Annotated in this window: 18 protein-coding genes; 1 reads left to right on the plus strand and 17 read right to left on the minus strand. The window is 70.4% G+C overall.

Annotated elements, in window-relative coordinates:
• Window positions 1–46: 46 nt before the first annotated feature.
• From NR792_RS08275 to NR792_RS08355, 17 genes are all read right to left on the minus strand, one after another.
• A complete protein-coding gene (locus NR792_RS08275; RefSeq protein WP_375759523.1) occupies window positions 47–640 on the minus strand; it encodes an HdeD family acid-resistance protein in 594 nt (197 codons plus the stop codon).
• Between the two features lie 178 nt (window positions 641–818).
• On the minus strand, window positions 819–1,721 hold the full coding sequence (gene miaA, locus NR792_RS08280; RefSeq protein ID WP_375759524.1) for a tRNA (adenosine(37)-N6)-dimethylallyltransferase MiaA: 903 nt from the start codon (window positions 1,719–1,721) through the stop codon (window positions 819–821).
• A 51-nt stretch (window positions 1,722–1,772) separates the two neighbouring features.
• A complete protein-coding gene (locus NR792_RS08285) occupies window positions 1,773–2,624 on the minus strand; it encodes a hypothetical protein (protein WP_375759525.1) in 852 nt (283 codons plus the stop codon).
• On the minus strand, window positions 2,621–2,746 hold the full coding sequence (locus NR792_RS08290; RefSeq protein ID WP_375759526.1) for a hypothetical protein: 126 nt from the start codon (window positions 2,744–2,746) through the stop codon (window positions 2,621–2,623). The genes NR792_RS08285 and NR792_RS08290 overlap by 4 nt, the downstream gene beginning before the upstream one ends.
• 51 nt (window positions 2,747–2,797) lie before the next feature.
• Window positions 2,798–5,824, minus strand: coding sequence for a PQQ-binding-like beta-propeller repeat protein (locus NR792_RS08295; RefSeq protein ID WP_375759527.1), 3,027 nt, complete (start codon window positions 5,822–5,824; stop codon window positions 2,798–2,800).
• Between the two features lie 13 nt (window positions 5,825–5,837).
• Window positions 5,838–6,404, minus strand: coding sequence for a hypothetical protein (locus NR792_RS08300; RefSeq protein ID WP_375759528.1), 567 nt, complete (start codon window positions 6,402–6,404; stop codon window positions 5,838–5,840).
• Window positions 6,401–6,715 carry a PqqD family protein gene (locus NR792_RS08305; protein WP_375759529.1) on the minus strand — a complete coding sequence of 105 codons (315 nt, stop codon included), beginning with the start codon at window positions 6,713–6,715 and terminating at the stop codon, window positions 6,401–6,403. The genes NR792_RS08300 and NR792_RS08305 overlap by 4 nt, the downstream gene beginning before the upstream one ends.
• Window positions 6,712–7,122, minus strand: coding sequence for a S24/S26 family peptidase (locus NR792_RS08310; RefSeq protein WP_375759530.1), 411 nt, complete (start codon window positions 7,120–7,122; stop codon window positions 6,712–6,714). Before NR792_RS08310 ends, NR792_RS08305 begins: the two co-directional genes overlap by 4 nt.
• Before the next feature lie 171 nt (window positions 7,123–7,293).
• A complete protein-coding gene (gene hisS, locus NR792_RS08315) occupies window positions 7,294–8,556 on the minus strand; it encodes a histidine--tRNA ligase (protein WP_375761589.1) in 1,263 nt (420 codons plus the stop codon).
• A gap of 26 nt (window positions 8,557–8,582) precedes the next feature.
• Complete coding sequence (gene asd, locus NR792_RS08320; protein ID WP_375759531.1) at window positions 8,583–9,425, minus strand: archaetidylserine decarboxylase; 843 nt, start codon at window positions 9,423–9,425, stop codon at window positions 8,583–8,585.
• 34 nt (window positions 9,426–9,459) lie between these two features.
• Window positions 9,460–10,134 carry a hypothetical protein gene (locus NR792_RS08325; RefSeq protein WP_375759532.1) on the minus strand — a complete coding sequence of 225 codons (675 nt, stop codon included), beginning with the start codon at window positions 10,132–10,134 and terminating at the stop codon, window positions 9,460–9,462.
• 101 nt (window positions 10,135–10,235) lie between these two features.
• On the minus strand, window positions 10,236–10,967 hold the full coding sequence (locus tag NR792_RS08330; RefSeq protein ID WP_120526312.1) for a metallophosphoesterase: 732 nt from the start codon (window positions 10,965–10,967) through the stop codon (window positions 10,236–10,238).
• Window positions 10,968–10,974: 7 nt separating this feature from the next.
• Window positions 10,975–11,313, minus strand: a complete 339-nt coding sequence (locus NR792_RS08335) for a TIGR02266 family protein (protein WP_375759533.1) — start codon at window positions 11,311–11,313, stop codon at window positions 10,975–10,977.
• Between the two features lie 161 nt (window positions 11,314–11,474).
• The gene (locus NR792_RS08340) at window positions 11,475–12,407 is read right to left on the minus strand and encodes a PfkB family carbohydrate kinase (RefSeq protein ID WP_375759534.1); all 933 of its coding nucleotides are present in this window, start codon (window positions 12,405–12,407) and stop codon (window positions 11,475–11,477) included.
• A 127-nt stretch (window positions 12,408–12,534) separates the two neighbouring features.
• The gene (locus NR792_RS08345) at window positions 12,535–14,064 is read right to left on the minus strand and encodes an MlaD family protein (protein ID WP_375759535.1); all 1,530 of its coding nucleotides are present in this window, start codon (window positions 14,062–14,064) and stop codon (window positions 12,535–12,537) included.
• 121 nt (window positions 14,065–14,185) lie between these two features.
• The gene (locus NR792_RS08350; RefSeq protein ID WP_375759536.1) at window positions 14,186–14,923 is read right to left on the minus strand and encodes an ABC transporter ATP-binding protein; all 738 of its coding nucleotides are present in this window, start codon (window positions 14,921–14,923) and stop codon (window positions 14,186–14,188) included.
• Window positions 14,924–14,970: 47 nt separating this feature from the next.
• Entirely contained in the window at window positions 14,971–15,786 is an 816-nt protein-coding gene (locus NR792_RS08355; protein WP_375759537.1) for an MlaE family ABC transporter permease, read from the minus strand.
• A gap of 237 nt (window positions 15,787–16,023) precedes the next feature.
• Here NR792_RS08355 and NR792_RS08360 point away from each other — a divergent pair, with 237 nt between their 5' ends.
• Window positions 16,024–16,581 carry a hypothetical protein gene (locus NR792_RS08360; RefSeq protein WP_375759538.1) on the plus strand — a complete coding sequence of 186 codons (558 nt, stop codon included), beginning with the start codon at window positions 16,024–16,026 and terminating at the stop codon, window positions 16,579–16,581.
• Window positions 16,582–16,606 lie beyond the last annotated feature (25 nt).

Here is a 16,606-nt window from a genome sequence, read left to right on the forward strand (position 1 = left end):
TCCCTCATTCACCGCGAGTGAAGTGGCGCCAGCACCTCCCTGGCGCTCAGGCATGCACGTGCCGGATACCCCGTCGCAGCATGAGCGAGCCGGACATCATCGAGATGCCTCGGAAGAAGACGGCGAGCCCGACGAGGGTGCCCACGAGCCACACGGAGGACGCGGGCCACCGGGCCATGATGCTGATGCCCAGGACCAGGGAGATGAGGCCGTAGGCCAGGTCCCATCCCCACTGGAAGTAGCGGTCCATGACGGAGGTGATGACGTGGAAGAGGCCGCTGGCGAAGAAGTAGCCGGCGATCAGCAGCGTCAGTGAGGCGAGCCCCGCGGCCGGGTACATGACCGTGAGGATGCCGACGACGGTGGTGAGCACGCCGCCGAGCATGAAGGACCAGAAGGTGCCCCGGGCTTCGCCGCGGGAGCGGACGGCCGCGGCAATCTCCAGGACGCCGCCAATCACCAGCATCATGCCCACGAAGAAGACGGTGACCATGCTGGTGAAGAAAGTGGCGCCCAGCAGCACGACGCCCGCGATCGACGTCAGCAGGCCCAGGAGGAAGGGGGCGCCCCACATCGCCGAGGCCCCCCGGGAAGGACGGTCCGGCCGGGTGTCCGGCGCGCGTTCGACGTTCGTTCGCATGGCGATCTCCACGGTGATGGCTGCCCGCCTCGGGCCCTCGGCCGCCTGTCGGTCCGGGAGTGGACGTGGGGGAAGCGTTTCCTGGTGGAAGATGGGAGCGGCGCCGGGTGCGAACAATCCATGCCCCCCGACGAAGTGAGGCGGAGCGGCGAGCAGGGGCCGGGGTGGCCCGCTCCGCTCAAGGGGTGGGGCGGGCGTACGGAGGCGGGAGGAACACCGCGCCGGGCTCCTTGCGGAACCAGGTGAGTTGCCGCTTGGCGTAGCGCCGGGTTTCCTGCGCGGTGTCGGCGATGGCCTCTTCGCGCGTCATCCGGCCCTCCACCACGGCGCGGGCCTGCACGTAGCCGACGCTGCGCATGGGGGCCGCGTCCGCGTAGCCCTGGGCCAGCAGGGCCTGTGTCTCCTCCACGAGGCCGCGTGAGAACAGCGCCTCCGTGCGCGCGTTGATGGCCGCGTAGAGGGCCTCGCGCGGCGGGTCGAGCACGTACAGCTGGAAGGGATAGCGGTCCGGCGCGAAGGCATGGGCGCGGCGGAACTCCGAGGCGGGGACGCCCGTCTGCGCATGGATCTCCAGCGCGCGGACGACGCGCACCAGGTCCTGGGTGGGCAGCTTCGCCGCGGTTTCTGGATCCACCTCGGCCAGCCGGCGGTGCACGGCCTCCCTCCCCTGCTCCGCCGCGAGCGCCTCCAGCTCCGCGCGCAGCGAAGGCAGGGCACCGGGTGCGTCCACCACGCCGTGCAGCAGGACGCGCAGGTACAGGCCGGTGCCGCCGACGACGAACACCGGCCGGCCCCGGGACGCGATGTCCGTGATGGCCGCGTCCGCGCGGCGCTGGTATTCGGCGGCGGAGAAGGTCTCCAGTGGATCCACGCAGGAGACCAGGTGGTGCGGCACGGCGGCCAGCTCCTCGGCGGAAGGCTTGGCGGTGCCGATGTCGAAGGCGCGGTACACCTGCTGCGAGTCCGCGCTGACGATCTCCCCGCCCGAGGCGCGAGCCCAGGCAATGGCCAGCGCCGTCTTCCCCGACGCCGTGGGCCCAGCGATCACCGTCAAAGGCACCCGCGTCTCAGCCACCGTCATCCGCCTCCCACGTCCGCTGTAACGCAGACGCGAGGCAAGCGCGAGCCCCCGCTACGGACGCCCCGCCGCGTCCAGCCGCGCCCGCACCACCTCGGCCGCGCTGGCATCGCGCGAGAACACGAGCCGCGCCGTCTCCACGGACGACAGCACGCGCCCCGCCGCGCCCACCAGCGCGCCCCGCCCCGACGCCGTGGGCTCAGGCAGCATCGCGTTGAGCAGCAGCACGCGGGCCACCTCCCCCGCGCCCTGCGCTTCCCACCGCGAAGCCGCGTCCCAGCCCAGCGTGCCCACCGCGACGAGCGTCGCCTCGGTGGCCCGGGTCGGCACGTTCCAGGGCGTCCCCGCGGCCCGCCACCCTCCCCCCTCCATGGGCCACACCGCCACCAGCTCGTCCGCGAGCACTGTCCCGCCCGCGTCGCGCCACAGCCCGCCCAGGGTGCTCTTGCCCGCGCCGGAGTGCCCCACGAACAGCGCGGCCCGGCCCTCGTGCACCAGCCCCACGCCGTGGATGAGCAGCCCGCCGCGCTTCGCCAGCGCGGACGCGAGCATCACCTTGATCACGTTCTCCACGGGGTAGCGGCCGGATCCGATGACGTCCGCGTGGCTCCGGTCCTGGGAGAGCACCGCGGAGTACCCGGCGCCCTCCACGCGCAGCGTCCCGGAACCACCAGGCTCCAGCCGGGGCAGCTCCTGCACGGTGGGCGGAGCGCTCGGGCGGGCGGGAGTCCGCATCACCAGCCGGGCATCTTCGGCCACGGCCTCTGGCGCGAGGAACGCGCCGAACACGCGCCGGAGCGGACTGGCGAGCGCTGCCTCCTCCACCTCCAGTGCCACCGTCCACCCGGCCAGGGTGATGCGGAGCGCGCCTTCACGGGGACCCGCCAGGGGGTCCCCGCCGTTCACGGCACGCACTCCGATTCGCCGGGGATGGTGCACGTGGACAGCTGCGCCAGCGCGACGAAGGGCTGCTCCCACAGGATGGCGGGAGGCACGTACACGGCGGGCGTGGCCGGCGACTTCGGCACGGAGGGACCTGCGGAAGGCTGTGAAGGTCGTTGGCTCACGTGATGGCCCACCTAGAAGGGCACCGGGAAGGCACAGATTCGACCATCCGAGGAACCGACATGCAACCGGCTTACGGTGTGATCGATGGTCGGCGTGCCGATGGCCTGCGCCGGGCCCACCGTCACCTGCCCGGAGTCGACGCCCGTCTCCAGCTCCAGCTGGTGCACCTTGCCATCCGAGCTGCCGACGTAGATGCGCGCCACGCCGTTCTGGTTGAGGGTGAAGGAACCGGCCGGGCCCGCGATGCCCGTCGACCACAACCGCACCGGCACGTTGGTCGCGTCCATCTCATAGCGCTCCACCCTGCCGTCCGCCGTGCTCACCACGAAGCCCCGGCCCAGGGGCCGCGCGAAGTGGGTGAACGCCCGCGCCGTGGCGGGCCGCACGGTGACCATCCAGGCCGTCGCGTACGTGGCCGGATTCACGCCGTACACCCGGCCGTCGTTGGCGGTGACCAGGATCTGGTTGCTCGTCGCGTTGCGGACCACGCCGAACTCCAGGTCGCCCAGCGCCAGCCGCGCGACCTCCGCGCCCGTGAGGCTGTTGAGCACGCGCAGCGTGGCCGCGTTCACGCCCGACTTCGTCGCCACGTAGAGCCGGTTCGTCGTGTAGTCCACCAGCATGCCGCCGCTCACCATGCCCAGGTCCCCGGGCTGGTAGCGCCAGATGAGCGCACCCGTGGCCGCGTTCAGCGCGACCACCTGGTTCTGCGCGGACGCATTGCGCGTCGCGAAGATCGCCAGGTCCACGTTCGAGAACGTCGTCCGGTACTCCGGGTTCGCGTAGTCGAGCAGCTGCGTCACCGGGAACGAGCTGATGTTCCCCAGGCCCAGCGTCGTGTTGCGCCACAGGAACTCACCCGTGGCCGCGTTGAGCACCCCCGGCACGCCGGCCTGGTCACCCACGACAATCCACTGCTGCCCGGGCCGGCCCAAGAGCGGCACCACCGGGAAGCGGCTGCCAATCAGGCCCGTCATCTTCACCGGCCGGAAGCGCTCCGCGCCGTCCTCGGACGGGTTCACGGTGTTCGTGAGCGTGCCCACCACGGAGTCGTTGTACGAGCTGAAGATGCCCACGCCCAGCTCGGTGACGGGCTGCAGGAGCGAGGACAGGCCCACCGAGTAGCACCACAGCGGGTTGCCCGCCACGCGCGCCCGGGGCGTGGCCAGCAGGCCCTGCGAGGTGGGCTGGTTGCCCGGGCCATACCGGAACTGATCATCCGCGTTGAACACGCGGTAGACGTACGTGGTGCCGTTCGTCACCCCCGTGTCCGTGAAGGACGACGCGGAGCTGAACTCATCCGAGTACGCCACCGTCGCGTTGCCCAGCGTGTCCCCCACCGCGTAGCGCACGCCGCTGGTCGGCGCGGTGTTCGGCGTCGCCCCCTCCGCGCGCAGCACCAGGGTGCCGCCGTGGTTGAAGGGGTTGTCCCAGGTGAGCGTCACGCTGCCGTCGCGGGCCACGCCGGTGAGGCGCGCCACGTCCGGGGACGCGGTCACCGCGAGCAGCGTCATCGTCGCTTCCACGCGGATGCGCGCATCGTTCCAGCCCTGGTTCAGCTCCATGCGGTGACGGAACGCCGTGTCCTCGGGGACGGCGGTGAAGCCCGAGTACGTGATGCGGAAGGTGGCCTCGCCGCCCACCGGGATGCCTGTATCCGACGCCCAAATGTAGCCGTTCGCTTCCGGGTAGACGCTCCAGTCCCCGAACGGCTGCGGGCCCGATGCGGCGATCGCGAAGTAGTTCACCGCGGGCTTGAACAGCTTCACCTCGATGATGGGCAGCGTGCCCCGGTTCTGCACCGTGTACGCCACCGTCACGGCCGTGGCCGCGGTGGACACCGTCTCCTGGCTCAGCCGCACGCGGTGCTCCACGATGCGTCCCTTGCGCGCGGTGACCAGGTCCCCCGCCACCGCCGAGCCGTTGAGCGTCGCGTCCACCTGAGCCTGGAACTGGTAGCTGGCGCCGGGCGTGCCCGACACCTGGTAGCGCCACGTGAACTGCGCGGAGGCCCCGGGCGCGAGCTGCGCCACGCTCTCCGGCGTCGGTCCGGACACGAGCGTCGCCGTCGCGTTGCCCAGCCGCACCGGCGCGCGCGGGCGCACCTGCGTGTACGAGTTCGCGGTGGACGCGTTGAACACCGTCATGCGCAGCGTCACCTGATCGCCGCTGAACGCGTCCACGACGTCCATGTCCGCCGTCGCGACCAGGTTGCCCACGTCCGCCATGGGCGAGTCCACCAGCGGCGCGTTCGAGGCGCCGTTGGTCGAGCGCGCCCGGACACGCGCGGCCACGGCGCCGGCGGCGGTGGGCCTCAGGGTGACCGCGAAGACGCCCGCGGACTGCAGCGCCACGACCCTGCTGGTGGTGGGGTCCTTGCTCACGGTGGTGAGGGGCACGCTGGTCGTGGAGGTGGGGTTGTCCACGGTCACGGTGGCCGAGCCCGTGCCGCGGTTCTCCACCACGACGCGAGCCACGGTGGTGCCGTTGACCGCCAGCACGCGCGGCGCCAGCGTCACGTTCGTGGCCAGGATGGCGCGCGTCCACGGGGGCATGTTGCCGACGTTGTAGGTGTAGTTCGTGCCGTCGCACTGGTCGCGGGCGTACGTGCCCGCCGCGAGGCGCTCGGCGGCGCTGTCGGTGGCGCGGTTCGACGGGCCCACCACGCTCAGCACGAAGCGCGCGGTCTGGTTGCGCGCCAGGCCGCGCCCGTTGTCCACGCAGCCCAGCGTGGACTGGAACGTGATGCGCCGCTCGTTGGCGTCGATGTACTCGACCTTCCAGTTCGGGTTCTCCTCCGCCGGAAGGCCGCCCAGGAGCTGATACCCGTTGGGGAGGACGAACGACACCTCCGACAGACGGGCGTCGAGCGAGGCCGCGGCCGTGTTGGTCACCTCCACGACGAGGTCGGACGCCTCGTCCATCACCACGCGCGCGACCGTCTCTCCGGCGGCGGGGACGGGACGCACGGTCCAGGTCTGGGAGAAGCCCACCGCGGGCAGCAGCACGGCGGCGAGCGCGAGGATGCGGACGTTCATGGCGTGCCTCACGTCACGGCTCCAGGGTGAAGGACGTGGCGGCCAGCTGCGCCCCATCCAGGAAGAAGCGCACCTGCCAGGTGCCCGTCATGCGCGCCATGGACACCGGCGTGCCCGCCACCGGCAGCGAGTAGCGCAGCGTGCGCGTCTCCTCCGGCGGAGCCTCCACCGTCGCGCTCCGCTTCTCGTACGGACGCCCGCCCGGCGCGATGAACTCCACGTCCACCAGGCCCTTGTTCCGCACGCCGCTCACCACGAAGTCCACGTCCACCTGCTGCACCTCGGACAGGGCCGTGGGCTCCGAGCCCGCGCCCACCACCACCGCGCTCCCGGAAGGAGGCGGCAGCGGCGCCGGAGGCGGCTCCTCGTCCGGGGGCGGCTCCTCGTCCACGGAAGCCTGGGGCGGCGGACGCGCCACGCTCCCGCCACCGGCGAGCACGTCCGTCGGATCCACGGGGGTGACGGAGCCACTGCCCGGCCCCGGCTTCACGGCCGACGGCGGCGGCAGGGGGGACACCCCTTCCGAGCACGCCGACAGCACCACCGCACCCGCCAGCACCGCCACGAGCGCCCGCATCATGTCTCCTCCAGAGGCGCGGCACCAGCCGGCGCGCGCACTTCGTCCAACAGCCCCCGCCGCTGAAGCTCCGCCAGGAAGCGCAGCGTGTCGGTCAGCACCGGACCGACGTCGGTCGAAAACTCGGCAGCCACCTGCTCCGCCACCGCCCGGGCCGTGCGCTGTCCGTCGCACAGGGCCCAGATGCGCGCCGCCGTCGGGTTGAGCCCCCGCAGCGTGCGTCCCTCCGCGTCCAGCACCAGGAAGTCCGCGCCAAAGCCCTCCCCCGAGGTCCCCGCACGCCGCCGGGGAACGCTGCCTTCCTGGAAGCTCATGCGCGGCCCGTCCTTCCCAGCCACGCGGCCACCTGGCGCTTCACCGTCGCGCGCCAGCGGCCCACGAGGCGCGGCCCCACGTCCCAGCGCTCCACGTCCAGCAGCGCGCCGCCCCGGCGCACACGCCGCGCCCGCCCCAGGATACGGAAGAGGGGCAGCGGTGGATCTTCCACGCCGCCATTGTCCCCGCGAAGCGCGCAGACGCTGCCGTCGCACCAGCGCACCCGGTGCAGCACCAGCGAGGACTCGAAGCGCGCCAGCACCACCTCCCCCGGGCGCGGCGCCTCCAGCAGCGGCTCCACCTCCGCCACGTCCCCCGCGCGCAACGACGGCCACATGCTGTCCCCGGCCACGGGGATCCAACGCGGGCCATCGATCACGGAGGCGGGCTGGGGAGCGCTCGACATGGACAAAGGAATGTACCCCGACGTCTCAATGTCCGCGAATCTGCAAGCCTTCAATCCCCCAGCGATTCCCAGGACTTACGATGCTTAACACCTTTACTCCCGGGTTTTCAGGGAAGACAGGCCGCCCCCCTCCCCTCCGGCCGGGCGCGTCATGCCGGAGGGGCGGGTGGATCAGGAAGCCGGAGCGGCGGCCGGGGCTTCCGGCTGCGCGCGCACGGTGGCGGCCACGCTGTCCAGGGACACCGGGACGGGCTCGCCGCCCGCCATGGGCTTGAGCTTCGCCTGGCCGCTCTGGCGCTCCTGCTCGCCCAGCACCAGGGTGAAGCGGGCGCCGGACTTGTCCGCGCGCTTCATCTGGCTCTTGAGGCTGCCGCCGCGCGTGTCGAAGTCCACCTTCAGGCCCTCGCGGCGCAGGCGGCTGGCCAGCGCCAGGCCCGCGTCCTGCGAGCCCTCGTCCGCCACGGCGATGAACAGGTCCGGCCGCTGGGTGAACGTCTTGCCGCCCTCTTTCAGGAGCAGCACCAGCCGGTCCAGGCCCATGGCGTAGCCCACCGCGGGCACGTCCGGCCCGCCCAGGCCCTTCATCATCTTGTCGTAGCGCCCGCCGCCGCCCACGGTGCTGGCGGTGCCCAGCGCGGGGTGCGAGGCGATGAACTCGAAGACGGTGCGCGTGTAGTAGTCCAGGCCGCGCACCAGCCGGTGGTTCACCACGTACTTGATGCCCAGCACGCCCAGCTTGCGCTGCAGGTCCGTGAAGTGCGCGCGGCACGGCTCGCACAGGAACTCGAGCACGTTGGGGCCGGCCGCGGCCACGCCCTGGCACTTCTCGTTCTTGCAGTCCAGGACGCGCAGCGGGTTGCGCTCCAGCCGCTGCTGGCAGTCCGCGCACAGCTCTTCGCGGTGCGCGTTGAGGTACTCCACCAGCTTGGCGTGGTACGCGGGCCGGCAGTTGTCGTCGCCCAGCGAGTTGATGTTCAGGGTGACGTCCGTGAGGCCCAGGGCCTCCAGGAACTGCACCACCACGTCCATCAGCTCCGCGTCCTGCGCGGGCTCCTTCGCGCCGTAGGCCTCCGCGCCAATCTGGGAGAACTGGCGGTAGCGGCCCGTCTTCATCCGCTCGTAGCGGAACATGGGCCCCATGTAGAACCAGCGCGACACCGGCTCCTGGTTGTTCACCGAGTGCTCGATGTACGCGCGCGCCGCGGGCGCGGTGCCCTCCGGACGCAGGGACAGGCTGCGGCCGCCCTTGTCCTCGAAGGTGTACATCTCCTTGCCGACGATGTCCGTCTCCTCGCCCACGCTGCGCACGAAGAGGGCCGTGTCCTCCACCATCGGCGTGCGCACCTCGCCGTAGCCGAAGCGGCCGAACAGCGTGCGCGCGGTGGACTCCACGAACTGCCAGACCTCAATCTCGCCCGGCAGAAGGTCGTTCATCCCCTTCACGCCGTTGATCTTCTGGCTCACTTGATCTCTCCGATGCGCGTGCCCATGCGCACCACCGCTTCCGGCTGGAGGCTGTCGTCCCAGCGCACGCGCCCGGGCTCGAAGCAGAGGATGACGGTGGAGCCCATCTCGAAGCGGCCCAGCTCGCCGCCCTTCTCCACCGGGATGCCCGCGCCGTAGCGGTGCACCTTGCCCGGCTGGCCCAGGTGCGTGGTGATGTCCTCGTAGGCCGCCTTGATGCGCGACACGCAGGTGGCGCCCACCTTCACCACCGCCACCTTGCCGGCCACGGTGTCCAGGTACGTCACCAGGCGCTCGTTCACGCAGAACAGCGACTGCTTGTTCTTCACGGACGCGGGGTTCACCGGCCAGAACTCACCCGGGATGTACGCGTACCCGGTGATGGTGCCGCCCAGCGGCGCGTGGATGCGGTGGTAGTCGCGCGGCGACAGGTACAGCGTCGTCCAGGCGCCGCCGTGGAAGGGCTTCGCGGCCTGCGAGTCCCCCAGCAGCTCATCCACCGTGTACTCGATGCCCTTCGCCTGGAGGCAGCGGCCGTTGTCCGAGTAGCCCACCTGGGACACGCGGCCGTCCACCGGCGACACGACGACCTTCTCACCGCCGTCCACCGGGCGCAGGCCCGGCTTGAGGCCGCGGGTGAAGAACTGGGCGAAGGTCGGGTACTTCTCGAAGGTGTGCTCCGCCTCCTCCATGTCCACGTTGTACGCCTTGGCGAAGGCGCGCATGGCCCAGTGGTGCACCGGCGCGGGCGCGGGCAGGCGCGTGGCCAGGCCCACCACGGAGGACACCGCCGACTTGGGCAGCACGCGCATCAACTTCATGAAGGTCTGTTCGTTCATCGAAGGTCGTCAGCTCGTCAGGAGAAAGAGGGGTTCACCGGCCGCCATCATTCGAGGGCACCGTGCCGCCGTCCTCATAACGGCGCACGGTCCGCATGGCGCTCTTGGGTAACAGCGCCAGCACGCGGCCGTCTTCAATCACCAGCGACGTGTCGCGGTGGCTGGGGTACTCCAGCTGGCAGGACGCCCGGTCGCTCAGCTGCCAGGTGTCCCGCATTCCCCGCCCCTCCACCGTGACGGGCACGGAGCGGGTGAAGCAGCCCTGGAAGCCCGCCACCAGCTCGGAGGCCGGGGTGCCCATCTGGGGCCCGGCAATCACGCCGGCGTCCCCCGGGCCGGCGTCCGCCGGCTCCGCCGCCTCGGGCTCGGGCCGGCGCGGGATGTTCGTCTGGGAGGGGTCCTGGGTGGGGAGCGTGCGGGCGTTGGCCACCGCGCGGCGCTTCTCCTCCTGGGCCGCCTGCATGCGGGAGCGGCCCTCCTGGATGCGCTGGAGCAGGGACTGGGACGCGGCGGCGTCCACGCTGTCCGCGGGCACGCGCTGCAGCTGCGCTTCAATCTCCCCGATGGAGGGGTCCAGGTACGCCGCGTCCAGCTTCTGGGCGTAGAGCGCCGTCCACCGGCGGCTGGCCTGCTCGAACTCGGGCGAGGGCGGCGCGGGGGCGCGACTGCACCCGGAGACGAACAGGAGGGCTGCGAGGCCAAGGCCCATGAAGGGCCGCTTCGGACGGGGGACCTGGGGGCGCACGGCCCCGGTTTATGCCACCTTCCGTCCGGCCGCGCGCCTTTTCCGCACGGCGCGCGCCCTTCTGCCTACACGCCCAGGAACAGCCGCTTGCCGAAGTTGAGCGCCAGGTCCGCGTCGAAGATCTTCTGCGCGGAGGTCTCGATGTCGTACTCCACGCGCAGGTACTCCACCGTGCGCGCGTCCGTGTCGCAGATGACGAAGCAGGCCCGGTTGTCGTAGTCGCGCGGCTGGCCCACGCTGCCCACGGACACGATGTACTTGTAGCCCTTGCGCAGCACGAACTTCTGCGCCACCACGTCGTTCACCTCGCCGTTGCCAATGGCGAACGCGCGGCACAGGTGGCTGTGGCCAATGAAGGTCACCTCCGGCAGCTCCGCCACGTACGGCGTCAGCTCCCGCGCCTGCTCCAGCGCGAAGATGTACTCGTACGCCTTCGGGTCGATGGGCGAGCCGTGGCAGAAGCCCACCTCGCCGATGCGGTACGTGTACGGGAGGCTGCGCAGCCAGGCCAGGTTCTCGTCGGAGATGACGTTGGCGCTCCAGTCGAGCGCGTGCCGGGCGGCGTCGTAGTAGTACGAGTAGTCCATCCGCCCCGCCACCGCGGCGTCGTGGTTGCCCAGCAAGGTGATTTCGGCCACCGAGCGCACCAGGTCGCAGCACGGGTTGGGGGACGCCCCGTAACCGACGATGTCCCCCAGCGACACGAAGCGGTCCACCTTCTGGTGCTCCGCCACCCTCAGCACCTCCGTGAGGGCCTCGATGTTGGAGTGGATGTCGGAGATGACGGCGATGCGCATGGGAACCCTAGGGGTGGGCTTGCTGCTGGGAGATGATGCGCCGCAGACTCGTCAGTGCGTCCGCGTCCAACGCTTCGAATCTCAGGCCCATGCCCGGGGGCCGGCCGGCCGGCTGCTCTTCCTGCCGCAACCAGACGACCGTGGCCTGCGCCTGCAACTGCGTGTCCGTCGCCTGCTGGGTGAGCCGCACCTGCGTCCGCGTCCCCGCCGCCAGCGGGGTGCTCGTCCTGAGGAAGAGGCCTCCCTCGCTCAGGTTGGCGATGCGTGCATACAGGGTCACGTTCTCACCCTCGCACCAGCAGCGCAGGAGGGTGCCGACCCGCGCGTGCTTTCGATTTTCGCTCAACCGGGGGGGACCTCCCGACGCGGAACCTTCTCGTCCACGTCGGCGCTGAAAAAGGACGTCCGCACCGGATTAATTCATCCACTGCGTCCGGTCGAGCCTAGGGAGGGTGGGTGCGGCCCGTCAAGTTCCACACCGGGCCGCCACGCCGCCGCTGAACTCCCCTACCCGCCCAGCGGGCCCAGGTCGTCGAAGTGGGTGAGCTTCTTGAACTCGGCGAAGCGGGCGTGGATCTCCGGGCGCTGCACCTCGCGCAGGCGCTCCAGGCTGAACTTCTCCACGGTGAAGGAGGCCATCACGCTGCCCATGACCATGGCCTTGCGCAGGAGCTGCTGATCCACCTTGCCGGAAGCGCCGGAGCTGGCCAGGGTGCCCATGAAGCCGCCCGCGAAGGTGTCACCCGCGCCGGTGGGGTCGAACACCTCCGACAGGGGGAACGCCGGGCAGGCGAAGATGTGGTCCTGGTCGAAGAGGAGCGCGCCGTGCTCGCCGCGCTTGATGACCACGCGGGACGGGCCCATGGCCAGGATGGCGCGGGCGGCCTTCACCACGTTGTGCTCGCCGGACAGCTGGCGGGCCTCCGCGTCGTTGATGAAGAGCAGGTTCACGCGCTGGAGCGTCTTGAGCAGCGCGGGGCGGCTGCCCTGGATCCAGAAGTTCATCGTGTCCGCGGCCACCAGCTTGGGCGACTTCACCTGGTCCAGCACGCGCGACTGGAGCTCCGGGTGGATGTTGCCCAGGAAGACGTAGGGCGTCTCGCGGTAGGCGGCGGGCAGGTTGGGAGAGAAGGACTCGAAGACGTTGAGCTGGGTGTCCAGCGTCTGCGCCTCGTTGAGCTCCCAGCCGTACTTGCCCTTCCAGCGGAAGGTGCGGCCGGCCTCGCGGGTGAGCCCCTCCAGGTCGATGCCGCGGCCGCGCAGGAACTGGAGGTGCGACTCCGGGAAGTCCTCGCCAATCACCGCCACCAGCTGCACGGGGCCGAAGAAGGACGCGGTGGTGGAGAAGTAGGTGGCCGAGCCACCCAGCACGTCCTCCTTCTTACCGAAGGGCGTTTCCAGCGAGTCCAGCGCGATTGAACCGACGACGAGAAGAGACATGGAGGCGTCTTCCTGGGGGTGACCCGGCGCGCGGACGGCATCGCGTCAGGGCACGGCGCATTCCAGGGGAAACCCCGTGCCCGTGCCGGGTACGACACCTTCCCGGCAACGTCAAGGACTACACACCCTACAACGCGGGGACGCCCGTGGTGGCGATGAGGGCCTTCAGGTCGTCGTCGGTGAAGAAGAAGCCCGCGCCGAAGAAGAAGTCGCGGCCGGCGATGAGTCGCCGGGTGGCCGCGTCGCGCTGCCGGGCGTTGAGGATGTCGTCCATGCCCGCCACGACGAACAGGTGGTCGAACGCCTGGGCGCGCAGCGTGGCGCGCAGGCGCGGGTAGCGCAGCTCGTCCGCGGTGAAGTTGAACGCGTCCATCTTCAGGGTGAGCGCGTCGTCGAAGAGGTGCAGGTCCGCGCCCAGGCCGCCCGTGGACTCGATGAGGCCCACGCGCAGGGTGGTGAAGTAGTAGCGCTTGGCGAACTGGAGGCTGACCTTGAAGGACTCCTTGGTCACCTTCTGCGTCTGGATGACCGGGTCCCCGTCCGACGGCGGGTTGGTCTGCACCACCTGCGTGCTGACGGAGCCGCGCGGGTCGTCGATGATCTCCAGCAGGTAGTACTTGTCCGGCTTGGGGATGAGCCGCAGCGACAGGCCGTTCTTCGACGCGCCCTGGGACACCAGGTAGGTGCTGAAGAGGCCCACCTCCGTCTGGAGGGTGGAGAGGCGGGTGGCGAACTCGCTGACGTCGGTGACGGCCTCGCTGAGGCGCTGGCCCAGCTGCTCGTCGGTGAGCAGCGCGCCCGCGGCGCCCTCGCCGTCCTTCACCTTGCGGGTGATGTCCTCCAGGTTGGCCAGGGTGTTGTCCAGCCGTCCCAGCGTCTGCTTGAGGCTGGAGACGCTCTCCTTGAGCTCCCCTTCCCCGCTGCCCACGATGTTCTTGACGGTGCCCAGCACCTCGCGGACGTCCTGGGTGATGCGCTCCACGTTGGTGACGATGCGCGTCACCTCCGCGCCGTTGCCCTGGGTGATGGCGCGCACGTCGGAGGACACGCCCTCCACGTTCGCCATGATGGTGTCCAGGCGGTCCGTGTTGCGGCGCACCGTCGCGTCCACCGAGTCCGACAGGCGGACCAGGTTCTCCACGATGCGCTCCAGGCTGCCCGCGCCCTTCTCACCGCCCAGCACCTCGCGCAGCGCCCCCGTCACCTGCTGGATGTCGGAGGTGATCTGCGACAGGGACTCGAAGACGGCCTCCACGCCCTGGGTGTCGATGACGCGGCGGATCTGCCCGCCGTCCTCCAGCTCCGGGGCCTGCTCCGTGCCGGGGTTCAGGTCCAGCAGGTAGTCGCCCAGCAGCGACTCCGAGCGCTTGGTGACGGCGGCGTCCTGGCGCAGGTCCACGCCCTTGCGGATCTTCAGCCAGATCTTCGCGCGGGTGCCCTCCAGGCTGATGTCGCTGATCTCCCCCACGGGGATGCCGGCGATCTGCACCCGGCCGCGCACCGCGAGGCCGGACGCGTCCCGGAAGTAGGCCCACACCTGGGTGGATTCACGGTCGCTCAGTCCGCCCTTCTTGGCGAACAGCACGAACGTGATGAGGAAGCCCCCGGCGGCGAGGACCAGCAGGCCAACACGGAAGGGCGTGACGAGCTTCTTCACCTGATGTGACTCCGAGCGCTACCACCGGCCGCGCGCGACTCTAACGATTTGCATGCCGGGTGCCAGCTTTTCATGAAGGACTGGAATCCTTGGGGGACCGCCTTCCCCACCCGGTGTCCTATTAGTTCTTGCCGAACCACGTCTGGAGGAAGACCTGGACGGCCGGGTGCTGGGACTCCCGCAGCTGCTCCGGCGGGCCGTGCTCCACGATGACGCCCTTGGACAGGAAGGCGATCTGGTTGGCCACGTTGAAGGCGGACGCGATGTCGTGGCTGATGACCACGCTGGTGACGCCCAGCTCCTTCTGCGCGGTGAGGATCATGTCGTCCACGGAGTCCGTGGTGATGGGATCCAGGCCGGTGGTGGGCTCGTCGTAGAGGACGACCTTGGGGTCCAGCACCACGGCGCGTGCCAGGCCCACGCGCTTGCGCATGCCGCCGGACAGGTCCGCGGGGAAGCGGTCCTCCACCGCCCGCTTGAGGCCCATGAGGTCCAGGCGCTTGCGCACCTGCACGTGGATCTCGTCCTCGGACAGCTTCGTGTGCTGGCGCAGCGGGAAGGCGACGTTCTCGAACACCGTCATGGAGTCGAAGAGCGCGGCGGCCTGGAACACCATGCCGAAGCTGCGGCGGACCTGCTGCAGCGCCTCCACGCTCATGGGGACGATGTCCTGCCCGTCGATGATGACCTGGCCGCTGTCCGGCTTGAGCAGGCCGATCATGTGCTTCATCAGCACCGTCTTGCCGGAGCCGGAGCCCCCCAGGATGACGCAGGTGCTGCCCGCGGGCACGGTGAGGTTGATGCCGGTGAGGACCTTGTTCCCCGCGAACGTCTTGTGCAGGTCCACGATGTCGATCATGGCCCTTGCGGCTCCGGAGACCGAGCCGGGCGGAGTCGGAGCGCCCATCAGTGCATCAACATGCCGACGATGAAGTCGAGGATGAAGATGGACAGCGCGCTCGCCACCATCGCCTCCGTGGTGGCCTGGCCCACGCCCTTGGCGCCGCCGGACGCGTTGTAGCCCTTGTAACAACAGATGAGGGCCACGGAGAGGCCGAAGATGGCGCCCTTGATCAGGCCCTCGTAGACGTCCGCCGGGGCCATCCACTGCTGGGTGCGTGACAGGAACGTGCCGGGGGAGATGCCCAGGCCGAACACGGCGACGACGTAGGCGCCCGTCATGCCCGTGGTGTTGAAGAGCATGGTGAGCGCGGGGACCATGAACAGGCCCGCGAGCACCCGGGGCACCAGCAGGTACTGCACAGGGTTGACGGCCATGGTCTCCAGCGCGTCCACCTGCTCGGTGACGCGCATGGTGCCCAGCTCCGTGCACATGGCGGAGCCGGCGCGCATGGTGACCATCAGCGCGGCGAACACGGAGGCCAATTCGCGCGTGAGCGTCAGCGCCACGGTGGGGCCCACCAGGCTCTCCGCGTCGAACAGGGCGAAGGCGGTGGACGTCTGGAGCGCGAACACCATGCCCGTGAACGTGCCGGTGAGCCCCACGATGAAGATGGAGCCCACGCCCACGAAGTCCAGCTGGGTGAAGAGGTTGTGCGGCCGGAACGGGCGGCGCACGCTCCAGCGGAAGACGTCCAGGCCCAGGGCCACCACGCCGCCAATGCTGCTGACGACGTCGATGATGCCCTTGCCGAGGCCCTCCACCGACTGAGTGAAGGCGCCGGTGAACCGGTTGGGTTTGCTGGGGGTCTCGGTGGTCATGCGCTCGGCGGGCGACTCTACGTGCTCCGGACGGCGGCACAAGGGAACTGAGCGCCGCCCCAATCCCACCCCTACCTCCATCGGCTGGTCGCCAGGGGGGCTCCCACGCGCCGCGAAGGTGGGATGCGATGGGGCTTCCTCCGCCTGGGGTCGGCCGTTATGTTCCGCGGCCCTCTTTACTTTCCACGCCCGGCGCGCCCCTTTGGGGGAGTTGCCGGGCCAGAGCGACACGACAGCATGGCTACTCTGAAGGTCGGCGGCGAGGTGGATGCCCAGTGCACCCGCTGCAAGATGAATCTGGCGCACACCATCCTGGCGATGGTGGGTCCGAAGATCGTGCGCGTCCGCTGCAATACCTGCGGCGGTGATCACGCGTTCCGGGGCGCGGCGGGCGTCACGGACCGCCCCAAGGCCGCCTCGACCCGCGCCCCGCGCGCCGCGTCCAGCACGCCCCGCGCGGAGAAGGTGGTCATCTCCTTCGACGAGCAGCTGGCGGGCAAGGACATCGCGAGCGCTCCCAAGTACAGCCCCAAGGACACCTACAAGGTGGATCAGGTGATCCACCACCCGACGTTCGGCGTGGGCCTGGTGACCGCGGTGCGCGGCGACAAGGTGGACCTCACCTTCCGCTCGGACACCAAGACGCTGGTGCACGGCCGCGGCGGGGCCCCTGCGGACAAGCCCGCCTTCAGCCCGCCCGCGACCCGTCAGGCCGGGCCCGCGGACAAGCCCATGGCCGAGCTTCCTCCGGAGGAGGAAGCGGCGGCTGAGACTTCCCTGCCTTCCGGGGATTGACCCGGAGGCCGGAGCGGCGGTCAAC

It is taken from the genome of Corallococcus exercitus, assembly GCF_042231735.1.
GTDB lineage: Bacteria > Myxococcota > Myxococcia > Myxococcales > Myxococcaceae > Corallococcus > Corallococcus exercitus_B.

Coding starts and splice junctions, on each gene's coding strand:
- NR792_RS08275 (WP_375759523.1), bottom strand. CDS start 640: ATGCGAACGAACGTCGAACGCGCGCCGGACACCCGGCCGGACCGTCCT.
- miaA (WP_375759524.1), bottom strand. CDS start 1,721: ATGACGGTGGCTGAGACGCGGGTGCCTTTGACGGTGATCGCTGGGCCC.
- NR792_RS08295 (WP_375759527.1), bottom strand. CDS start 5,824: ATGAACGTCCGCATCCTCGCGCTCGCCGCCGTGCTGCTGCCCGCGGTG.
- NR792_RS08300 (WP_375759528.1), bottom strand. CDS start 6,404: ATGATGCGGGCGCTCGTGGCGGTGCTGGCGGGTGCGGTGGTGCTGTCG.
- NR792_RS08305 (WP_375759529.1), bottom strand. CDS start 6,715: ATGAGCTTCCAGGAAGGCAGCGTTCCCCGGCGGCGTGCGGGGACCTCG.
- NR792_RS08310 (WP_375759530.1), bottom strand. CDS start 7,122: ATGTCGAGCGCTCCCCAGCCCGCCTCCGTGATCGATGGCCCGCGTTGG.
- hisS (WP_375761589.1), bottom strand. CDS start 8,556: ATGAACGACCTTCTGCCGGGCGAGATTGAGGTCTGGCAGTTCGTGGAG.
- asd (WP_375759531.1), bottom strand. CDS start 9,425: ATGAACGAACAGACCTTCATGAAGTTGATGCGCGTGCTGCCCAAGTCG.
- NR792_RS08325 (WP_375759532.1), bottom strand. CDS start 10,134: ATGGGCCTTGGCCTCGCAGCCCTCCTGTTCGTCTCCGGGTGCAGTCGC.
- NR792_RS08330 (WP_120526312.1), bottom strand. CDS start 10,967: ATGCGCATCGCCGTCATCTCCGACATCCACTCCAACATCGAGGCCCTC.
- NR792_RS08340 (WP_375759534.1), bottom strand. CDS start 12,407: ATGTCTCTTCTCGTCGTCGGTTCAATCGCGCTGGACTCGCTGGAAACG.
- NR792_RS08350 (WP_375759536.1), bottom strand. CDS start 14,923: ATGATCGACATCGTGGACCTGCACAAGACGTTCGCGGGGAACAAGGTC.
- NR792_RS08355 (WP_375759537.1), bottom strand. CDS start 15,786: ATGACCACCGAGACCCCCAGCAAACCCAACCGGTTCACCGGCGCCTTC.
- NR792_RS08360 (WP_375759538.1), top strand. CDS start 16,024: ATGGCTACTCTGAAGGTCGGCGGCGAGGTGGATGCCCAGTGCACCCGC.